Genomic DNA, 16,661 nt, shown 5'->3' on the forward strand with positions numbered 1-16,661 from the left:
TTTATGACATAGGGCACATATTGGCTATAATGCGCACCAATTTTCTTTAAGTAAAAGTGACGATATGAATTCTCTGTTTGCCAGTACGGCTCGTGGGCTGGAAGAGCTGTTAAAAACTGAACTGGAAGGGCTTGGCGCGACGGACTGCCAGGTAGTCCAGGGCGGGGTCCATTTTCAGGGGGATACGCGCCTGCTGTATCAAAGCCTGATGTGGAGCCGGCTGGCTTCGCGCATCATGCTGCCGCTGGGCGAATGTCGCGTATACAGCGATCTGGATCTGTACCTCGGCGTACAGGCCATTCCGTGGACGGAGATGTTCAACCCTGGCGCCACCTTCGCGGTGCATTTTAGCGGCCTCAATGACGAGATCCGTAACAGCCAGTACGGCGCGCTGAAGGTTAAAGACGCCATTGTCGACAGCTTCACCCGTAAGAATCTACCGCGCCCGAACGTCGATCGTGAGTCGCCCGATCTGCGGATCAACGTCTGGCTGAACAAAGAGACGGCGCACATCTCGCTGGATCTGAGCGGCGAAGGCCTGCACCTGCGCGGCTATCGCGATGGTACCGGAATGGCGCCGATCAAAGAAAACCTCGCGGCGGCGATCGTCATGCGCTCTGGCTGGGTACCGGGTACGCCGCTGCTCGATCCGATGTGCGGCTCCGGTACCCTGCTGATTGAAGCGGCGATGCTGGCGACCGACCGCGCGCCGGGCCTGCACCGCGGCCACTGGGGCTTTGGCGGCTGGGCGCAGCACGATGACGCCATCTGGAAAGAGGTGAAGGCGGAAGCGCAAACCCGCGCTCGTCAGGGATTGGCAGCGTATGAGTCACGCTTCTACGGCTCAGACGTCGACGCGCGCGTAATCGAGCGCGCGCGCCGCAACGCCCGCCGCGCCGGCATTGGCGAGCTGATCGATTTTGACGTGAAAGACGTCGCCCAACTGAACAACCCGCTGCCGAAAGGCCCGTACGGGACGGTGATCAGTAACCCGCCGTACGGCGAACGTCTGGAAAGCGAGCCAGCGCTGATCGCTCTGCACAGCCTGCTTGGCCGGATAATGAAAAGTCAGTTTGGCGGCTGGAACCTGTCGGTATTCAGCGCTTCGCCGGAGCTGCTGAGTTGCCTGCAGCTGCGTGCCGACAAGCAGTTTAAAGCCAAGAACGGCCCGCTGGACTGCGTGCAGAAGAATTATCACCTGGCGGAGAGCGAAGGCGGCAAGCCGGCGATGTTGGCGGAGGATTTTGCTAACCGTCTGCGTAAGAACCTGAAGAAGTTTGAAAAATGGGCCCGCCAGGAAGGAATTGAATGCTATCGCCTGTACGATGCTGATCTACCGGAATACAACGTGGCCATTGACCGCTATGCCGACTGGGTGGTGGTCCAGGAGTATGCCCCGCCGAAAACCGTCGACGCGCATAAGGCGCGCCAGCGTCTGTTCGACATCATCGCTGCGACTATCGCCGTACTGGACATGGCGCCTAACAAGCTGGTGCTGAAAACCCGTGAACGGCAGAAGGGGAAAAACCAGTATCAGAAGATGGCGGAGAAGGGCGACTTTATTGAGGTACAGGAGTATAACGCGCGCCTGTGGGTCAACCTCACCGACTACCTGGATACCGGTCTGTTCCTCGACCACCGTATCGCCCGTCGCATGCTCGGCCAGATGAGTAAAGGTAAGGACTTCCTGAACCTGTTCTCCTATACCGGCAGCGCCAGCGTCCACGCAGGCCTCGGCGGTGCGCGATCCACCACCACGGTGGATATGTCACGCACCTACCTGGAGTGGGCGGAACGCAACCTGCGTCTCAATGGCCTGACCGGCCGCGCGCATCGCCTGATGCAGGCGGACGTGCTGGGTTGGCTGCGGGAGAGCACCGAGCAGTTCGATCTGATCTTTATCGATCCGCCGACCTTTTCCAACTCCAAACGAATGGAAGATGCGTTTGACGTCCAGCGCGATCACATTCGCCTGATGACCGATCTAAAACGTCTGCTGCGTAAAGGCGGCACCATTATGTTCTCGAATAACAAACGCGGTTTCCGTATGGATCATGACGGGCTGGCGGCGCTTGGCCTGAAGGCGCAAGAGATTTCGCAAAAAACGCTGTCGCAGGATTTTGCCCGCAACCGTCAGATCCACAACTGCTGGCTGATTACCGCAGCCTGAAAGGAATAAATAATGTCACTGATTAGTATGCACGGCGCCTGGCTTTCCTTCAGCGATGCGCCGCTGCTGGATAATGCCGAGCTGCATATTGAAGATAACGAACGCGTCTGCCTCGTCGGACGCAACGGCGCCGGTAAATCTACCCTGATGAAGATCCTCAACCGCGAACAGGGGCTGGATGACGGACGCATCATTTATGAACAGGACCTGATCGTGGCGCGTCTGCAGCAGGATCCGCCGCGGAACGTTGCTGGTACGGTGTACGATTTTGTCGCCGAAGGGATCGCCGAGCAGGCGGCTTATCTGAAAGCCTACCATGACGTGTCGCATCAGGTGATGACCGATCCGAGCGACAAAAATTTAAATGAACTGGCGCGCCTGCAGGAGCAGCTCGATAACCTGGGACTATGGCAGCTGGACAGCCGCATTAACGAAGTGATTGAGCAGCTGGGCCTTGACGCCAATGTGCAGCTGGCGTCGCTGTCCGGTGGCTGGCTACGTAAAGCGGCGCTGGGCCGCGCCCTGGTCAGTGGGCCGCGCGTGCTGCTGCTGGATGAGCCCACTAACCACCTCGATATCGAAACCATCGACTGGCTGGAAGGTTTCCTGAAAACCTTTAAAGGCACGATTATCTTTATTTCGCATGACCGTTCCTTTATCCGCAATATGGCGACGCGCATTGTCGACCTCGATCGTGGCAAGCTGGTGACCTATCCGGGAAATTACGATCAGTATCTCCTCGATAAAGAAGAAACCCTGCGGGTCGAAGAACTGCAGAATGCGGAATTTGACCGCAAGCTGGCCCAGGAAGAGGTGTGGATCCGTCAGGGTATCAAAGCGCGCCGGACCCGTAACGAAGGCCGAGTCCGCGCGCTGAAGGCGATGCGCCGCGAGCGCGGTGAGCGCCGGGAAGTGATGGGCAGCGCGAAGATGCAGGTTGAGGAGGCTTCCCGTTCCGGCAAAATCGTCTTTGAGATGGAAAACGTCAACTATCAGGTTGACGGCAAAGTGCTGGTGAAGGATTTCTCCGCACAGATCCAGCGCGGCGACAAGATCGCCCTGATCGGCCCCAACGGCTGCGGGAAAACCACGTTGCTGAAGCTGATGCTCGGCCAGCTGCAGGCCGACAGCGGGCGGATCCATGTTGGCACCAAGCTGGAGGTCGCCTACTTCGACCAGCACCGCGCGGAGTTGGATCCGGATAAAACGGTGATGGACAACCTGGCGGAAGGCAAACAGGAGGTAATGGTTAACGGTAAGCCACGTCATGTGCTGGGTTATCTACAGGACTTCCTGTTCCATCCGAAACGAGCGATGACCCCGGTACGTGCGCTTTCCGGAGGGGAACGTAACCGCCTGCTGCTGGCCCGGCTGTTCCTGAAACCCAGCAATCTGCTGATCCTTGATGAACCGACTAACGACCTCGATGTTGAAACGCTGGAGCTGCTGGAAGAGCTGATCGATGGCTATCAGGGGACCGTGATGCTGGTGAGCCACGATCGTCAGTTTGTCGACAATACCGTGACCGAGTGCTGGATCTTCGAAGGCGGCGGTCGTATTGGCCAGTACGTCGGCGGCTATCACGACGCACGCGGTCAGCAGGCCCAGTCTTTGGCGCAAAAGCAGACGGTCGTTAAAAAAACGACGGAAGTCGCTCAGCCAAAAGCAGAAACTGTCAAACGCGGCGGGAACAAACTAAGCTATAACCTGCAGCGCGAGCTGGAACAACTGCCGCAGAAGCTGGAGGCTCTCGAGGCCGAACTGCAGACGCTGCAGGATCAGGTTGCCGATCCCGATTTCTTCGGGCAACCGCACGATCGCACGCAGCAGGTGCTGGCGCAGCTGGCCGAAGCGGAGCAGGCGCTGGAAGCGGCCTTTGAACGCTGGGAATATCTCGAAGGATTAAAGAACGGCGCCTGAGCCGAGGAGTTGTCATGTGCGATCATCATCATGCTGCGCGACATATTCTATGTCCCCAATGTGATTTGCTGGTGGCTTTGCCGCAGCTTGAGCATCGCCAGAAAGCCGCCTGCCCGCGCTGCGGTACAACGTTAACCACCACGTGGGACGCGCCTCGCCAGCGTCCCACGGCGTATGCGCTGGTCGCGCTGTTTATGCTGCTGCTGGCCAACCTGTTCCCTTTTATCTATATGAAAGTGGGCGGCATCAGTAGCGAAATAGAGCTGCTGGAAATTCCCAACGTACTGTTTACCGAGGATTACGCCAGTCTCGGGACTTTCTTTTTACTCTTTGTTCAATTAGTGCCGGCGTTTTGCCTGGTCACCATTTTGCTGCTGGTTAATCGGGTCAGAATGCCTGCCGGCCTGAAGACGTTCCTTGCGCGAATTCTCTTTCAACTGAAAACCTGGGGCATGGCGGAGATCTTTCTTGCCGGCGTGCTGGTGAGCTTCGTCAAGCTGATGGCCTACGGTGATATCGGCATCGGTCTGAGCTTTGTTCCCTGGTGTATGTTTTGCCTGCTGCAGTTACGTACTTTTCAGTGCGTCGACCGCCGCTGGCTATGGGATGATATTGCCCCCATGCCGGCCATTACCCAGCCGCTGAAGGTCGGGGTGACCGGTATCCGTCAGGGGCTGCGCTCCTGTGCCTGCTGTACGGCGGTGTTGCCGGTCGATCAGACCGTCTGCCCGCGCTGTAACAGTAAAGGAACGGCGCGGCGCAAAAATAGCCTGCAGTGGACGCTGGCGCTGCTGGTGACGTCATTTATCCTTTATCTCCCTGCCAACATTATGCCGATCATGATCACCGATCTGCTGGGCGATAAAATGCCATCGACCATTATGGCCGGGGTGATTTTACTGTGGAGCGAAGGTTCATATCCGGTGGCGCTGGTGATCTTTATCGCCAGTATTATGGTGCCGACGCTGAAGATGATCGCTATCGCCTGGTTATGCTGGAACGCCAACGGCAACGGCGCGCGAGATTCGGAGCGCATGCATCTGATCTATGAGGTGGTGGAATTTGTTGGCCGCTGGTCAATGATTGACGTTTTTGTCATCGCCGTGCTCTCTGCGCTGGTCCGCATGGGAGGGTTAATGAATATCTATCCAGCCATCGGCGCGGTCATGTTTGCGCTGGTGGTGGTGATGACCATGTTTTCAGCCATGACATTTGATCCCCGTTTACTGTGGGATCGTGAGCCAGATTCAAGCCATGAGGAAATACAACAACATGGAAAATAAGAGCGGAGAAGCGAAAGTGCAGAAGGTGAAGAACTGGTCACCGGTGTGGATCTTCCCTATCGTCACTGCGCTAATCGGGGCATGGATCCTGTTTTATCATTACAGCCATCAGGGGCCTGAGGTCACGCTGATCACCACCAATGCGGAAGGGATTGAAGGGGGAAAAACCCGGATCAAGAGCCGCAGCGTAGACGTTGGGGTGGTGGAGAGCGCGACGCTGACCGACGATCTCACCCACGTGGAAATCAAAGCCCGCCTCAATTCCGGGATGCAGAAGCTGCTGCACAACGATTCCGTCTTCTGGGTGGTAAAGCCGCAGGTTGGGCGCGAGGGGATCAGCGGTCTTGGGACATTGTTGTCCGGGGCCTATATTGAACTGCAGCCGGGAACGAAAGGTTCGGTGCCAGCGCAGTATCCGCTACTGGATTCTCCGCCGCTGGCCTCGCCGGATGCCAAGGGGATCCGTATTCTGCTGGAAAGCAGCAAGGCGGGCCAGCTGTCGCCGGGCGATCCGGTGTTGTTCCGCGGCTATCGCGTGGGGTCAGTGGAAACCAGCACCTTCGACACGCAGAAACGTCGTATAACTTACCAGCTGTTCATCAATGCGCCGAACGATCGCCTGGTGACCACCAACGTTCGTTTCTGGAAGGACAGCGGGATCGCTGTAGATTTGACCTCGGCGGGGATGCGCGTCGAGATGGGCTCGCTGTCGACGCTGTTTGGCGGCGGGGTGAGCTTCGATATTCCTGAAGGACTGGACCTCGGCGAGCCGGTGGCGAATAAAACGGAATACCATCTGTTTGACGATCAGAAGAGCATCCAGGATTCAGTCTTTACCGAGCATATCGATTACGTCATGTTCTTCAAAGACTCGGTTCGCGGCCTGCAGCCGGGCGCGCCAGTGGAGTTCCGCGGTATCCGTCTGGGCACCGTCGGCAAAGTGCCGTTCTTTATTCCGGGGCTGAAGCAGCGTTTGAACGATGACTATCGTATTCCAGTGGAAGTGCGGGTTGAACCGCAACGGCTGATTAATCAGCTTGGCGGCGATCCGAATATTCGCGCCCACATTGACGATCTGATCAACCGCGGACTGCGCGGCTCGCTGAAAACCGGTAACCTGGTGACCGGCGCGCTGTATATCGATCTCGACTTCTATCCGAAGGCGCCCCCGCGCGGGAAAATACAGGAGTTTAACGGCTATCCGATTATCCCGACCATCAGCGGTGGACTGGCACAGATCCAGCAGCGTCTGATGGATGCGCTGGATAAGATTAATAACCTGCCGATTAATCCGCTGCTGGAGCAGGCGACCAGCACCCTGGCGCAGAGCGAGAAGACGATGCAGCACGTGCAGACCACGCTGGATAATCTGAATAAGATCACCTCCAGCCAGTCAATGCAGCAGCTGCCCGCCGATATGCAGACGACGCTGCGTGAACTGAACCGTAGCATGCAGGGCTTCCAGCCGGGCTCTGCGGCCTACAATAAGATGGTGGCCGATATGCAGCGTCTGGATCAAGTGCTGCGTGAGCTGCAGCCGGTTCTGAAAACGCTAAATGATAAGAGCAATGCGCTGGTGTTTGAGGCGAAGGATAAAAAAGATCCACAGCCGAAGGGAGCGAAATAATGAAAAAATGGTTACTGGCGGCAGCCGTATGCGTACTGACGGCGTGCAGTAGCGGCGGGGAAAGCAAGACATACTATCAGCTACCGGTTGTGCAGGGCGGCGCGCAGAGCGCCGCCAGTCAGGGGGCACGTCTGCTGTGGGTAGAGCAGGTCAGCATCCCGGATTATCTGGCGGGTAACGGGGTGGTCTATCAGACCACCGACGTGCAGTATGTGATCGCCAATAATAATCTGTGGGCCAGTCCGCTGGATCAGCAGCTGCGCACTACGCTGGTGGCAAATCTCAGCCAGCAGTTACCCGGCTGGGTAGTGTCGTCCCAGCCGCTGGGGAGCGAGCAGGATACCCTCAACGTTGCGGTCAATGGCTTTCATGGTCGCTATGACGGGCGGGTTATCGTTAGCGGTGAGTGGCTGCTGAAGCATCAGGGACAGCTGATTAAGCGCCCGTTTAACATCGTCCTCAGGCAGGAACAGGATGGTTATGACGCGATGGTCAAGACCCTGGCGCAGGCGTGGAGCCAGGAGGCGGCTGCCATTGCCAGCGAGCTTAATCGTCTGCCATAAGTAAAATTCATCATAATGATCTGCCGCGTGGTTCACCTGGGCCGCGCGGCATTTTTTTTTGCCAGGTCAGTTCGTTACCGGCGGCTACGCCGAGCGAACAAAAAATGAACTCTTATATAGGTCACAAATATGACACTGGCGTGAATTTTGCGCATTGACGTTGCCTTCTTTTCGCGGTATTCGTAACCCGTGGCTGCACAATTTGCGACCACTGTTTTCTTTTCCACCAGATCAAAGAATGAGGGAAACGAGGCATGAAGAGACAAAAACGAGATCGCCTGGAACGGGCACACCAACGCGGATATCAGGCGGGTATCGCGGGAAGATCGAAAGAAATGTGTCCATACCAGAGCCTGAATCAACGCTCATGGTGGCTGGGAGGCTGGCGAGAAGCCATGGAGGACAGGGTACTAACGGCCTGACACTGTCTCTTTAAAAAAGAAGCCTCCGCATAGCGGGGGCTTCGCCTTTTAATCGCTGCTGAATGTTATCAGAAAGCGGAAGTATCCTGGAACAGACCCACTTTCAGATCGTTCGCGGTGTAGATCAGACGATCGTCAACCAGCACTTCACCATCCGCAAGTCCCATAATCAGACGACGGTTAACAATGCGCTTGAAGTGGATGCGGTAGGTGACTTTTTTCGCGGTCGGCAGAACCTGACCGGTGAATTTCACTTCGCCAACGCCCAGCGCGCGGCCTTTGCCTTCGCCGCCCAGCCAGCCAAGATAGAACCCGACCAGCTGCCACATAGCATCCAGGCCCAGGCAGCCCGGCATCACCGGATCGCCGATAAAGTGGCAACCGAAGAACCACAGGTCAGGATTGATGTCGAGTTCTGCCTCAACATAACCTTTATCGTAGTTACCACCGGTTTCGGTCATTTTGATGACGCGGTCCATCATCAGCATGTTTGGTGCCGGTAACTGCGGGCCTTTCGCGCCGAACAGTTCACCACGACCAGAGGCAAGAAGATCTTCTTTTGTATAGGATTCGCGTTTATCTACCATGTTTTCAGTAAGCCTTATTTTAAGTTCGGGACGCAGGATAGCTAACACGTGTAAGCTGAACAAGTCCGATCAGTTAGAACTTGTCCCACCTAACCAGCGTAGCGGCCACGGAAAACGATGGCGAGTCTCTTGCTGGGTCGCCTGCGCTATCCGCTCCTGAATGGTTTGTCGCAGCGTCTGTCCTTCACCGTCCCACATCAGCTGGGTCAACATCGGCAGCGCTTCGGTAATATCGTCAATGGCCCAGATAGCAAACTGGTTGTTGGCAACGGCCTGACGTAGCTCGTGGCTTAGGCTGAGATGACGAACGTTGGCGGCAGGGATAATCACTCCCTGTTTGCCGGTTAAACCGCGCTGCTGACAGATAGTGAAGAAGCCTTCAATTTTCTCGTTCAGGCCGCCGACCGGCTGCACGCGACCAAACTGGTCGACGGAGCCGGTGATCGCGATGCTCTGATTTATCGGTACGTTGGCCAGGGCGCTGATTAAGGCGCAGAGTTCCGCCATGGAGGCACTGTCGCCATCCACTTCACTGTAGGACTGCTCAAAGGTCAGCGAAGCAGTGAAGGGAAGCTGCTGCTCCAGCTCCAGCTCGGACATCAGAAAAGCCTGCATAATCATCATGCCTTTCGCATGAATGTTACCGCCCAGCTCGGCTTTACGTTCGACGTCGATAAATTCGCCATCGCCAATGTGCACGACGCAGCTGATGCGTGAAGGTTCACCGAACGCGCGTGGATGACCGGGGAATTCGATCACCGAGAGGGCGTTGATCTGCCCGACGCATTCGCCTTCGGTTTCAATCAGGATCTGTTCCTGCAGGATTTCATCCTGCATACGCTCCGCCAGGTAGCCTTCACGCCATACCCGGCGCGCCAGCATGGTCTGCATCGCTTCGCCGGTAATCTCCTCGCCTTCGCAGAAGGCGGCAGCCTCCCGCAGCTGGCGGGTTATCCATAGCGGACTGAGCGGCAGGGTCTCCTGATCGCCGGTATAGCGCGTTCCCTCATCGATCAGCAGAGGCCAGGCATCGGCTGCCGGGCCCGGCAGCGCCAGCTGCTGCGCATTCTGCCATACCCACTGGCACCAGGCCTTTAGCGTGTCGGCGTCAGCAAACTGCAGAGTGTCTTCATACTCGCTATAGATCGCCTGCGCAGCCAGCTCCGGCTCCATTTCCTGGAAATCGGCCAGCGATTCGCGTTCGCCCACCAGGATGATTTTCAGACTCAGCGGCATAGAGGGAATGCTGACCGGCAGCGGACGCGATTCATCCATAGAAAGCCAGTCAAAGCGCTGACGAGTCACCATATTTTTCAGACGCACCCACAGCAGCGGTTGCGCCAGCAGTGTACGTAGCGAAAGCACAAGCACGCCGCCGTTGGCCTGATGGACCAGCCCAGGCTGGAGGGTGATTGCACCGTTAAACTGGCGTACGCAGCCAAACAGCTGTTCCGCTTCTACCCAATCGGCCATCACGACCGGGGCAGTGCTGGCGAAATTATCCTCAGCGCCCTGCGCCGGTGCGAGCGTCACCTGAGCGTCGGTTACCTCATAGCGGACGCCGTAAAGCGGTGCGGCAGGCTCGTGCAGAGTCCGGGTTTCAGCCGCCAGCCATTGCAGATATTCCGGCTCTTCAGGGGCTTTCACCAGCATGAAGGAGGAGACTGCCGGCGTGTACAGCAGCTGCTCAAGCCCATAGAACAAACGCGGCTGCAGATCGCCCGAGAGGGAGGGGGCCGGATGGGAAAGTTCAGCTTGAGCAAACAGCGCCTGGTAAGCTTCCAGATCAGGCGCAAGGTCGGTTCGGGTCAGTTTCGTAATGGTCAAAGTCGCTGTTTTTTAGTTAGATGTAAAGCGCGCAATTATACCTGATGCCGCGACCGAGCACACGGAGGATTATGGTTACCCTGATGATTACCCGGTCGCAGACTTCACGAATAATGATTTATATTCAGCACATCAGAAAAAAACTGATATCCTGAAATGAGTTACACGGTCACATTGAGATCGCAATGAAATATCAACAACTGGAAAATCTTGAAAGCGGCTGGAAATGGAAATATCTGGTAAAGAAGCACCGGGAAGGTGAGCTGATTACCCGCTACATTGAGGCCAGCGCTGCGCAAGCTGCGGTAGATGACTTGCTGACGCTCGAGAATGAACCTGTGCTGGTGCATGCCTGGATTGAGCAGCATATGAATCCGGCGCTGATGAACCGCATGAAGCAGACTATCCGCGCGCGACGGAAACGCCATTTTAACGCTGAGCATCAGCATACGCGTAAGAAGTCTATCGACCTTGAGTTTGTCGTTTGGCAGCGTCTTGCTGGCCTGGCGCAGCGGCGGGGCAAAACCTTGTCTGAAACCATCGTCCAGCTGATTGAAGATGCCGAGCACAAAGAGAAATATGCCAGCAAAATGTCGAGCCTGAAGCACGATCTGCAGGTACTGTTAGGGAAAGAATAGCCAGGTAGGATCGTCGACCCGCCTGCCGGTGGTTGCCCTGGCCGGGGGCTGCTTCACAGCTCTCAGCCGCTAAAGTGGGCGAGAGGGCATAAAAAAAACCCGCCGAAGCGGGTTTTTTTATCGGTTATAACTTAAGCCGCCGGCTGAGTTACAACTTCTTTGTAGCCTTTAACTTCGATCTCTACACGACGATCCGGAGCCAGGCAATCGATCAGGGCAGCGCGCGCTTTCACGTTGTCACAGGTGTTGCCAGTAACCGGGTTGGATTCACCCATGCCGCGAGCGGAGATTTTGCCAGCCGGGATGCCTTTAGCAACCAGGTAGTCAACAACGGACTGAGCACGTTTCTCAGACAGCTGCTGGTTGTAAGCTTCGGAACCGATGCGGTCGGTGTAGCCCAGAACAACAGCGGAACCGTCTTTCGGATCCATGTTGCTCAGCTGAGTGTACAGCTGATCCAGAGCCTGCTGACCTTCCGGTTTCAGGGTAGCTTTGTTGAAGTTGAACAGAACGTCAGACTTCAGGGTGAAGTGCTTGGTAGCCACTTCCGGAGCCGGAGCCGGAGCCGGAGCAACAACCGGTGCAGCATCTTCCTGACCGAAGCGGTAGGAAACGCCCAGGCTCAGCATGCCGTTATCAGGACGGGTACCCACAGTGCCCGCGTCGCCGATGTTGTTAACCCACTGGTATTCCAGACGGGTAGCGATGTCACGAGTAACAGCCCACTCTACGCCGCCAGCAAATACTGGGGAAACGCCAGTGTCGTGTTCGCTACGGGAAACGCCGGTAGAAGCGTAGTTGCCTTTGGAGTCAGCGCGCCAAACCATGCCGCCCAGACGGGTGTAGATGTCCAGATCGTCAGTGATCGGGTAACCCAGTTTAGCGGTCAGCTGAACGCCCTGAGCTTTGAAAGCACCGTTGTCAACGCTGCCTTTATATGCCATACGGCCCAGCCAGTCATAACCCATTTCGAAACCGAGGTACGGGTTAACCTGGTAACCACCGAACGCACCAGCACCAAGCTGATCGTTACGGGTCGGACCGTTGTTGTTCTGGAAACCGTTACCGTAGAAACCGGTGTCGTGATACTGGGACCAACCCAGTTTACCACCTGCATACCAGGTGTTATCTTTCGGAGCGGCCTGCGCTACGGTAGCGAAGCCAGCCAGTGCCACTGCAATCGCGATAGCTGTCTTTTTCATTTTTTGCGCCTCATTATCATCCAAAATTCGCCATGAAGTTACAAAAGACCTCACGGTTAAATCCTTCACCGGGGGCGTGACTTGTTGTTAACTATGCTGATACATGCAGCGTAAGCCGATCACCCCTGGCGATGTAAAGTCTACAACTTAGTTCGAAACTTACAAGTGTGAACTCTGTCAGGCATATGAAAAAAAAGGGTTGTGTACACAATATTTAACAAATATGGTTGATTTTCGTACACGAAAAAAAGACAGAAATCCCCGTGTGGCAGGCATTCCGCGAAAAAGACCATAAAAAACGCTGTACCTTTCCCAGCGGTAAAAAAAATTCCAGGAATAATCCTAATTTCACTCAATGATACAAATTTGAGTGAATTTTTAGCCCGCTGAGTTGTCTGCCGAGCGTGCCCTGATTTCGCACCGGGCGCATGATGAATCCCATCGCGGACCCTACCTGGGCAGCGTTAACGAGACGTTCGTGTTCGTCAGCGGTTAACTCCTCCGCCAGCCAGCAGATAACCACACTATAATTACCCGTGCGCAGGGCACGGATCATTGAGTCTATGGTATGGCTGGGAGAGAGCTGGCTAATTTGCATGACCTTGGACAGCGGCAGACCGGCGGACTGAACCCATTCGCGGCTGAGCTTTTGTTGCGGCGTGAGCCACAGCTGCCAGCGCGACTGTTGACCCAGCTGCTGTAATAAAGGTAGCAGCAATAACTGCGTCATCATGGGTTGATCTTCACGATAGACAATTTCACTGATCAGCCCATTGGTGTTCTGTTCGCCAGAACGATGAGCGTAGTGGCCTGCCGGAGCAGAAGCCTGTGCTGAACGGTTTGCGTGAGCTGAAGTAAACATAGTCTATCCCGCCTTTAGTTACTGTATGCATATACAGTATCTTCGCCAGGGGAAAAGATCAACCGCAATTTGCCATTTTGCTGCCGGGAATTTAATCGCTTCTCGTGGTTCCTTATCTGTCAAAAGAAGCCCCTGCATTATCCAATCCTTAACGCGCGCTAATGGTTTCATTTCTCCCTGTCGATTGCTGCAACGCTTGCGATTTTCTGAAAGCGTCTCGCAAAACCGCATTCTGGTGAAAAAGTCGGCGAAAATCATCTTGCTGCTGCCCGGGAAGTCCCTTATGTTTTCTCTTAGCGGATCCGTTAACAACTTAAGTTTAATTACATGATTAACAAAGGAATGATCATGAGAAAACTAGTTTGTCCGCGGCTCCCGCAATTTCAGGCCTGCGTCTCACCGCTGGGTCAACTGCATACTCGTCCGCTCTTTGGCGGCTACAGCCTGGCTATTGATGATACGGTGTTTGCGATGGTGGCCGAGGGGAACATTTATCTGAAGGCCTGCGAGCAGAGCGCTGCTTATCGGGTGGAACATCGTAATCCTCTGTTAACGCTGCGCCGACACGGCCGCATAGTGCCGCTGAAGTATTATCAAATTGACGACACTTTATGGCGCGATGAGCAGCAGCTTTTTCGGCTATCGCTACTGTCGTGGCAGAGTGCGCAGCGCGAAAAAAACTGCCGACGGGCGTCGGGCCGCCTGAAGGATTTACCCAATATCAGCTTTCATATGGAATTGCAGCTGATTCACGCGGGCATACCGGACGTTAGGACGTTGCGGGAAGTTGGTGCGCAGGAGGCATGGTTGAGGCTACGCGTAAATAATGCTTCTTTATCGCTGAGCGTATTGCTGGCGCTGGAGGGGGCGATTGCCGGGGTACATGCCGCCGCGCTCCCGACGCCACGGCGTCAGGAGCTTCTCGAATGGGCGGCTACCCGGTAGCGGAAAAGCCTTGTTATTCGGTTTGGGCGTGGACCCGTTGCTGCAGGCGGCAGATTTCAGGCAGCAGCGCCAGCAGCAGGCCAATCTGCTGTAAGACCAAGGGTTCCTTACTGTCCGCGCGCGGTTCCAGATGATGGATCCGGCTTTGCAGGCTGTTCAAAGCCTGTTGCACCCGCTGTTCATCCGCGGGGGTATGGTGCAAGGCGTCATCCACATAACAGACTGCATCATCCAGCAGGGCGAGGATTTCCGGCGTGGACAGTTTTTCCCGATGCGCGCCAAGAGCGGAGATGTAGCTGGTGAACGTGTGGTTAAGGCATAGCAGACGAAAGGCGGTTTCTCGCTGGGTGGCATCCGCGCGTGGTTCAGTCGATAAGTTCGAGACGACGGAGGCCAGCTCAGCATCACGGTTGTAGGCGTCACGACGCGCGACACGGTAGGCCAGCCGGTTGTCGCGGCCCTGATGATACTGCTCCAGAATCGCGTCCAGATAGCGGCAGTTCGCGTTCATTGCCCGGTCCAGCACCCGCGGCAGGTTGCGGAATTTCCAGTCCGGCCAGATGAAGCTGACCGCTGCCCAGGCGATGGCGCAGCCGATCAGCGTATCAATGATACGCGGCAGCGCGACTTCAAAGCCCTCGCCAAGCAGGTTAAAGCACAGCAGCACCAGCAGCGTAATAAACATCGTGGCATGGGCGTACTGCACGTTACGGAAGGCAAAAAACAGCACGCCGGTCAGGACAATCAACAGCAGTTGCCCTTCAACAGAGGGAACCAGCAGCAGGACCGGCAGGCCGATCGCCACCCCAACCAGCGTGCCGATAATCCTTAGCGCCAGGCGATGGCGGGTGGCGTTATAGTTCGGCTGACAGACGAACAGGCTGGTTAGCAGGATCCAGTAGCCATGCTGGAGCCCGGTAAACTGGATAAAGGCATAGCCGGCGCAGAGCACCAACGACATACGTACTGCGTGGCGGAAAAGGGCCGACTCAGGCGACATATTGCGCTGCAGGCGCAGCCAGATATCGCTCAGACCGCCGAGTCTGTCGTCGGCCAGCAGCGTCTCGGTATTACTCCCGGCAGGCGCGGTGGTTTGCACCGATTCAATGGTGGCCAGCTGAGCATCGATAGCGCGCAGGTTATTCAGTAAATACCCGAGGGCGTTGAACTGCTCGTCGGATGCGCCGCCGGCGCGCACGCGCTCAAGTGCCGCATCGAGATGCATGAACGCCCGTTCAAAATGGGCATCATGCTGATAGGGTTCGCGTAACAGAATCGCCCGCGCCAGCTTCTGGCAGGCCTGCGCCTGCATCGAAAGCATACGCTGGAAACGGAACATCACATCGCTATAGCGAAATTGATCGCGTAGGGTTTGATACTGAATATGCGATGAGCTGGCGCGTTCATGAATATCCTGGGCCACAAAGTAGTACTGCAGGGTGCGGCGGGTGCCGCGCTGACCCCGATCGCCTCGCAGTCGGGTTAGCAGCGAGACCTTGGTTTGGTTAAGCGTAGCTACCAGCTGGCCATTAGCGAGCGCCAGATCGTACAGCGGCGCCTGGCTCTCATCCTCAAGGTCAGGATCAAACAGCCGGGATTTGAGCTCAAGATAGCGGGCCAGCTGCTCAAAGCTACGCGCCAGGTTGTCCTGCAATGGACGAATCGGAAAGATCAGGTGCCCGGACAGCGTCAGCAGGTTGTACCACACTGCCCCCGCCAGCAGGAACAACGGCTGCAGATACCAATGATCGTACAGCGTGACGCCGAGCATGGTGTAGATGGCGATAAGCAGGGCGCCGAAGGCAATGGTCGCATAGCGCTGACCGAGGCCGCCAAGCAAAATAAAGCCGATGGTAGACACGGTCAAACCAAGGGCAAACAGCGGCGGCCACGGAAACAGCAGCTCCACGGAGGCGGAGGCGATAAAAAAGCAAACCAGAGTAATGGCAAGATTACGCAGACGGCCGGCCAGACGGTCGTCAAGGTCGGTCAGAGCCGCAGCCACGACGCCGAGGGTGAGGGGGATGGTCAGTTTGACTTCGCCGATCCACCAGGGAAACAGCGTTGTGCCGCAGAGCGCGATAAAAATTCGTACGTTATAAAGCCAGGCGCTGTTCCAGGTGTAGCGGCGTAGCAGGGGGCTAATCATGTCCGTGTTCCGTTCGGTTACTGAAAGCGACGACGCGCATTGGCTTCACGCGCAGCACGCGCGGTTTCCACAGAAACGACCCGGCGACCCACCGGCCAGAGGGCGATGGCGGCGATTTTGAAATTCGCGATCCCCACCGGGATGCCTATGATAGTCAGGCACTGAGCTATACCGCTGAAAATGTGCATCAGGCAGAGCCACCAGCCGAAAAAAATGAACCACAGAATGTTCAGAACGGTACCGCCGGCGTTCAGTAGACCGTTTTTGCGCCCCGGCTCGAGCTCGTCAACATGAATCGCCTCGTTACCGTAGGGAAATAACGAAAGGCGAGTGATTTCCCAGCAGGAACGAGTCAGCGGCAGCGTGACAATCAGAATGATGCTGACCAGGGTGGCGAGTAGCCAGCCTAGAGTGGTGGCGAAACCGCCAAGGATAAAGTTCAAAATATTCAGAATGGTACGCATAA

14 protein-coding genes are annotated in these 16,661 nt (G+C 56.1%); 8 read left to right on the plus strand and 6 right to left on the minus strand.

Features of this window, described 5'->3' with window-relative positions; translation table 11 throughout:
* Positions 1 to 64: 64 nt before the first annotated feature.
* The 6 genes from rlmKL to rmf all read left to right on the plus strand — a co-directional run bounded on the left by rlmKL (position 65) and on the right by rmf (position 7,985).
* Positions 65 to 2,170 carry a bifunctional 23S rRNA (guanine(2069)-N(7))-methyltransferase RlmK/23S rRNA (guanine(2445)-N(2))-methyltransferase RlmL gene (rlmKL, locus tag KHQ23_RS10435; protein WP_004147847.1) on the plus strand — a complete coding sequence of 702 codons (2,106 nt, stop codon included), beginning with the start codon at positions 65 to 67 and terminating at the stop codon, positions 2,168 to 2,170.
* 12 nt (positions 2,171 to 2,182) lie between these two features.
* A complete protein-coding gene (locus KHQ23_RS10440) occupies positions 2,183 to 4,090 on the plus strand; it encodes an ABC transporter ATP-binding protein (RefSeq protein ID WP_073553331.1) in 1,908 nt (635 codons plus the stop codon).
* A 14-nt stretch (positions 4,091 to 4,104) separates the two neighbouring features.
* A complete protein-coding gene (gene pqiA / locus KHQ23_RS10445) occupies positions 4,105 to 5,373 on the plus strand; it encodes a membrane integrity-associated transporter subunit PqiA (RefSeq protein ID WP_004147849.1) in 1,269 nt (422 codons plus the stop codon).
* Complete coding sequence (gene pqiB, locus KHQ23_RS10450) at positions 5,363 to 7,000, plus strand: intermembrane transport protein PqiB (protein ID WP_002898390.1); 1,638 nt, start codon at positions 5,363 to 5,365, stop codon at positions 6,998 to 7,000. The genes pqiA and pqiB overlap by 11 nt, the downstream gene beginning before the upstream one ends.
* A complete protein-coding gene (pqiC, locus tag KHQ23_RS10455) occupies positions 7,000 to 7,563 on the plus strand; it encodes a membrane integrity-associated transporter subunit PqiC (protein ID WP_002898392.1) in 564 nt (187 codons plus the stop codon). Before pqiB ends, pqiC begins: the two co-directional genes overlap by 1 nt.
* A gap of 254 nt (positions 7,564 to 7,817) precedes the next feature.
* Positions 7,818 to 7,985: a ribosome modulation factor gene (gene rmf / locus KHQ23_RS10460; RefSeq protein ID WP_002898396.1), complete on the plus strand. Its 168-nt coding sequence runs from the start codon at positions 7,818 to 7,820 to the stop codon at positions 7,983 to 7,985.
* Between the two features lie 68 nt (positions 7,986 to 8,053).
* Here the strand turns inward: rmf and fabA are convergent, their stop codons facing one another.
* Together fabA and KHQ23_RS10470 are read right to left on the minus strand one after the other, a co-directional pair.
* Positions 8,054 to 8,572, minus strand: a complete 519-nt coding sequence (gene fabA, locus KHQ23_RS10465) for a bifunctional 3-hydroxydecanoyl-ACP dehydratase/trans-2-decenoyl-ACP isomerase (RefSeq protein ID WP_002898398.1) — start codon at positions 8,570 to 8,572, stop codon at positions 8,054 to 8,056.
* 69 nt (positions 8,573 to 8,641) lie between these two features.
* Positions 8,642 to 10,399 (minus strand): Lon protease family protein, encoded by a 1,758-nt coding sequence (locus KHQ23_RS10470; RefSeq protein WP_032434243.1) that lies wholly within the window; start codon positions 10,397 to 10,399, stop codon positions 8,642 to 8,644.
* Between the two features lie 185 nt (positions 10,400 to 10,584).
* On the opposite strand from KHQ23_RS10470, the gene matP reads away from it, so the two are divergent.
* The gene (matP, locus tag KHQ23_RS10475) at positions 10,585 to 11,037 is read left to right on the plus strand and encodes a macrodomain Ter protein MatP (RefSeq protein ID WP_002898404.1); all 453 of its coding nucleotides are present in this window, start codon (positions 10,585 to 10,587) and stop codon (positions 11,035 to 11,037) included.
* Between the two features lie 131 nt (positions 11,038 to 11,168).
* Here matP and ompA read toward each other — a convergent pair whose 3' ends face one another.
* Positions 11,169 to 12,239: a porin OmpA gene (gene ompA, locus KHQ23_RS10480; protein ID WP_002898408.1), complete on the minus strand. Its 1,071-nt coding sequence runs from the start codon at positions 12,237 to 12,239 to the stop codon at positions 11,169 to 11,171.
* 352 nt (positions 12,240 to 12,591) lie between these two features.
* A complete protein-coding gene (gene sulA, locus KHQ23_RS10485; RefSeq protein ID WP_002898418.1) occupies positions 12,592 to 13,101 on the minus strand; it encodes an SOS-induced cell division inhibitor SulA in 510 nt (169 codons plus the stop codon).
* Between the two features lie 348 nt (positions 13,102 to 13,449).
* Between sulA and KHQ23_RS10490 the strand changes: the two genes are divergently transcribed.
* Positions 13,450 to 14,046, plus strand: coding sequence for a TfoX/Sxy family DNA transformation protein (locus KHQ23_RS10490; protein ID WP_004179217.1), 597 nt, complete (start codon positions 13,450 to 13,452; stop codon positions 14,044 to 14,046).
* Between the two features lie 13 nt (positions 14,047 to 14,059).
* Here KHQ23_RS10490 and yccS read toward each other — a convergent pair whose 3' ends face one another.
* Both yccS and KHQ23_RS10500 read right to left on the minus strand, forming a co-directional pair.
* The gene (yccS, locus tag KHQ23_RS10495; protein WP_073553330.1) at positions 14,060 to 16,195 is read right to left on the minus strand and encodes a YccS family putative transporter; all 2,136 of its coding nucleotides are present in this window, start codon (positions 16,193 to 16,195) and stop codon (positions 14,060 to 14,062) included.
* 17 nt (positions 16,196 to 16,212) lie between these two features.
* Positions 16,213 to 16,659 (minus strand): YccF domain-containing protein, encoded by a 447-nt coding sequence (locus tag KHQ23_RS10500; protein ID WP_002898425.1) that lies wholly within the window; start codon positions 16,657 to 16,659, stop codon positions 16,213 to 16,215.
* Positions 16,660 to 16,661 lie beyond the last annotated feature (2 nt).

The sequence above is a fragment of the Klebsiella sp. 64 genome (assembly GCF_018223915.1).
Lineage (GTDB): Bacteria > Pseudomonadota > Gammaproteobacteria > Enterobacterales > Enterobacteriaceae > Klebsiella > Klebsiella pneumoniae.

Excerpts from the sequence above, each read along its gene's own strand:
- KHQ23_RS10490 (WP_004179217.1), top strand. The coding sequence starts at position 13,450 with ATGAGAAAACTAGTTTGTCCGCGGCTCCCGCAATTTCAGGCCTGCGTC.
- ompA (WP_002898408.1), bottom strand. The coding sequence starts at position 12,239 with ATGAAAAAGACAGCTATCGCGATTGCAGTGGCACTGGCTGGCTTCGCT.
- KHQ23_RS10440 (WP_073553331.1), top strand. The coding sequence starts at position 2,183 with ATGTCACTGATTAGTATGCACGGCGCCTGGCTTTCCTTCAGCGATGCG.
- KHQ23_RS10500 (WP_002898425.1), bottom strand. The coding sequence starts at position 16,659 with ATGCGTACCATTCTGAATATTTTGAACTTTATCCTTGGCGGTTTCGCC.
- pqiB (WP_002898390.1), top strand. The coding sequence starts at position 5,363 with ATGGAAAATAAGAGCGGAGAAGCGAAAGTGCAGAAGGTGAAGAACTGG.
- pqiC (WP_002898392.1), top strand. The coding sequence starts at position 7,000 with ATGAAAAAATGGTTACTGGCGGCAGCCGTATGCGTACTGACGGCGTGC.
- rlmKL (WP_004147847.1), top strand. The coding sequence starts at position 65 with ATGAATTCTCTGTTTGCCAGTACGGCTCGTGGGCTGGAAGAGCTGTTA.
- yccS (WP_073553330.1), bottom strand. The coding sequence starts at position 16,195 with ATGATTAGCCCCCTGCTACGCCGCTACACCTGGAACAGCGCCTGGCTT.
- matP (WP_002898404.1), top strand. The coding sequence starts at position 10,585 with ATGAAATATCAACAACTGGAAAATCTTGAAAGCGGCTGGAAATGGAAA.
- fabA (WP_002898398.1), bottom strand. The coding sequence starts at position 8,572 with ATGGTAGATAAACGCGAATCCTATACAAAAGAAGATCTTCTTGCCTCT.
- pqiA (WP_004147849.1), top strand. The coding sequence starts at position 4,105 with ATGTGCGATCATCATCATGCTGCGCGACATATTCTATGTCCCCAATGT.
- rmf (WP_002898396.1), top strand. The coding sequence starts at position 7,818 with ATGAAGAGACAAAAACGAGATCGCCTGGAACGGGCACACCAACGCGGA.
- sulA (WP_002898418.1), bottom strand. The coding sequence starts at position 13,101 with ATGTTTACTTCAGCTCACGCAAACCGTTCAGCACAGGCTTCTGCTCCG.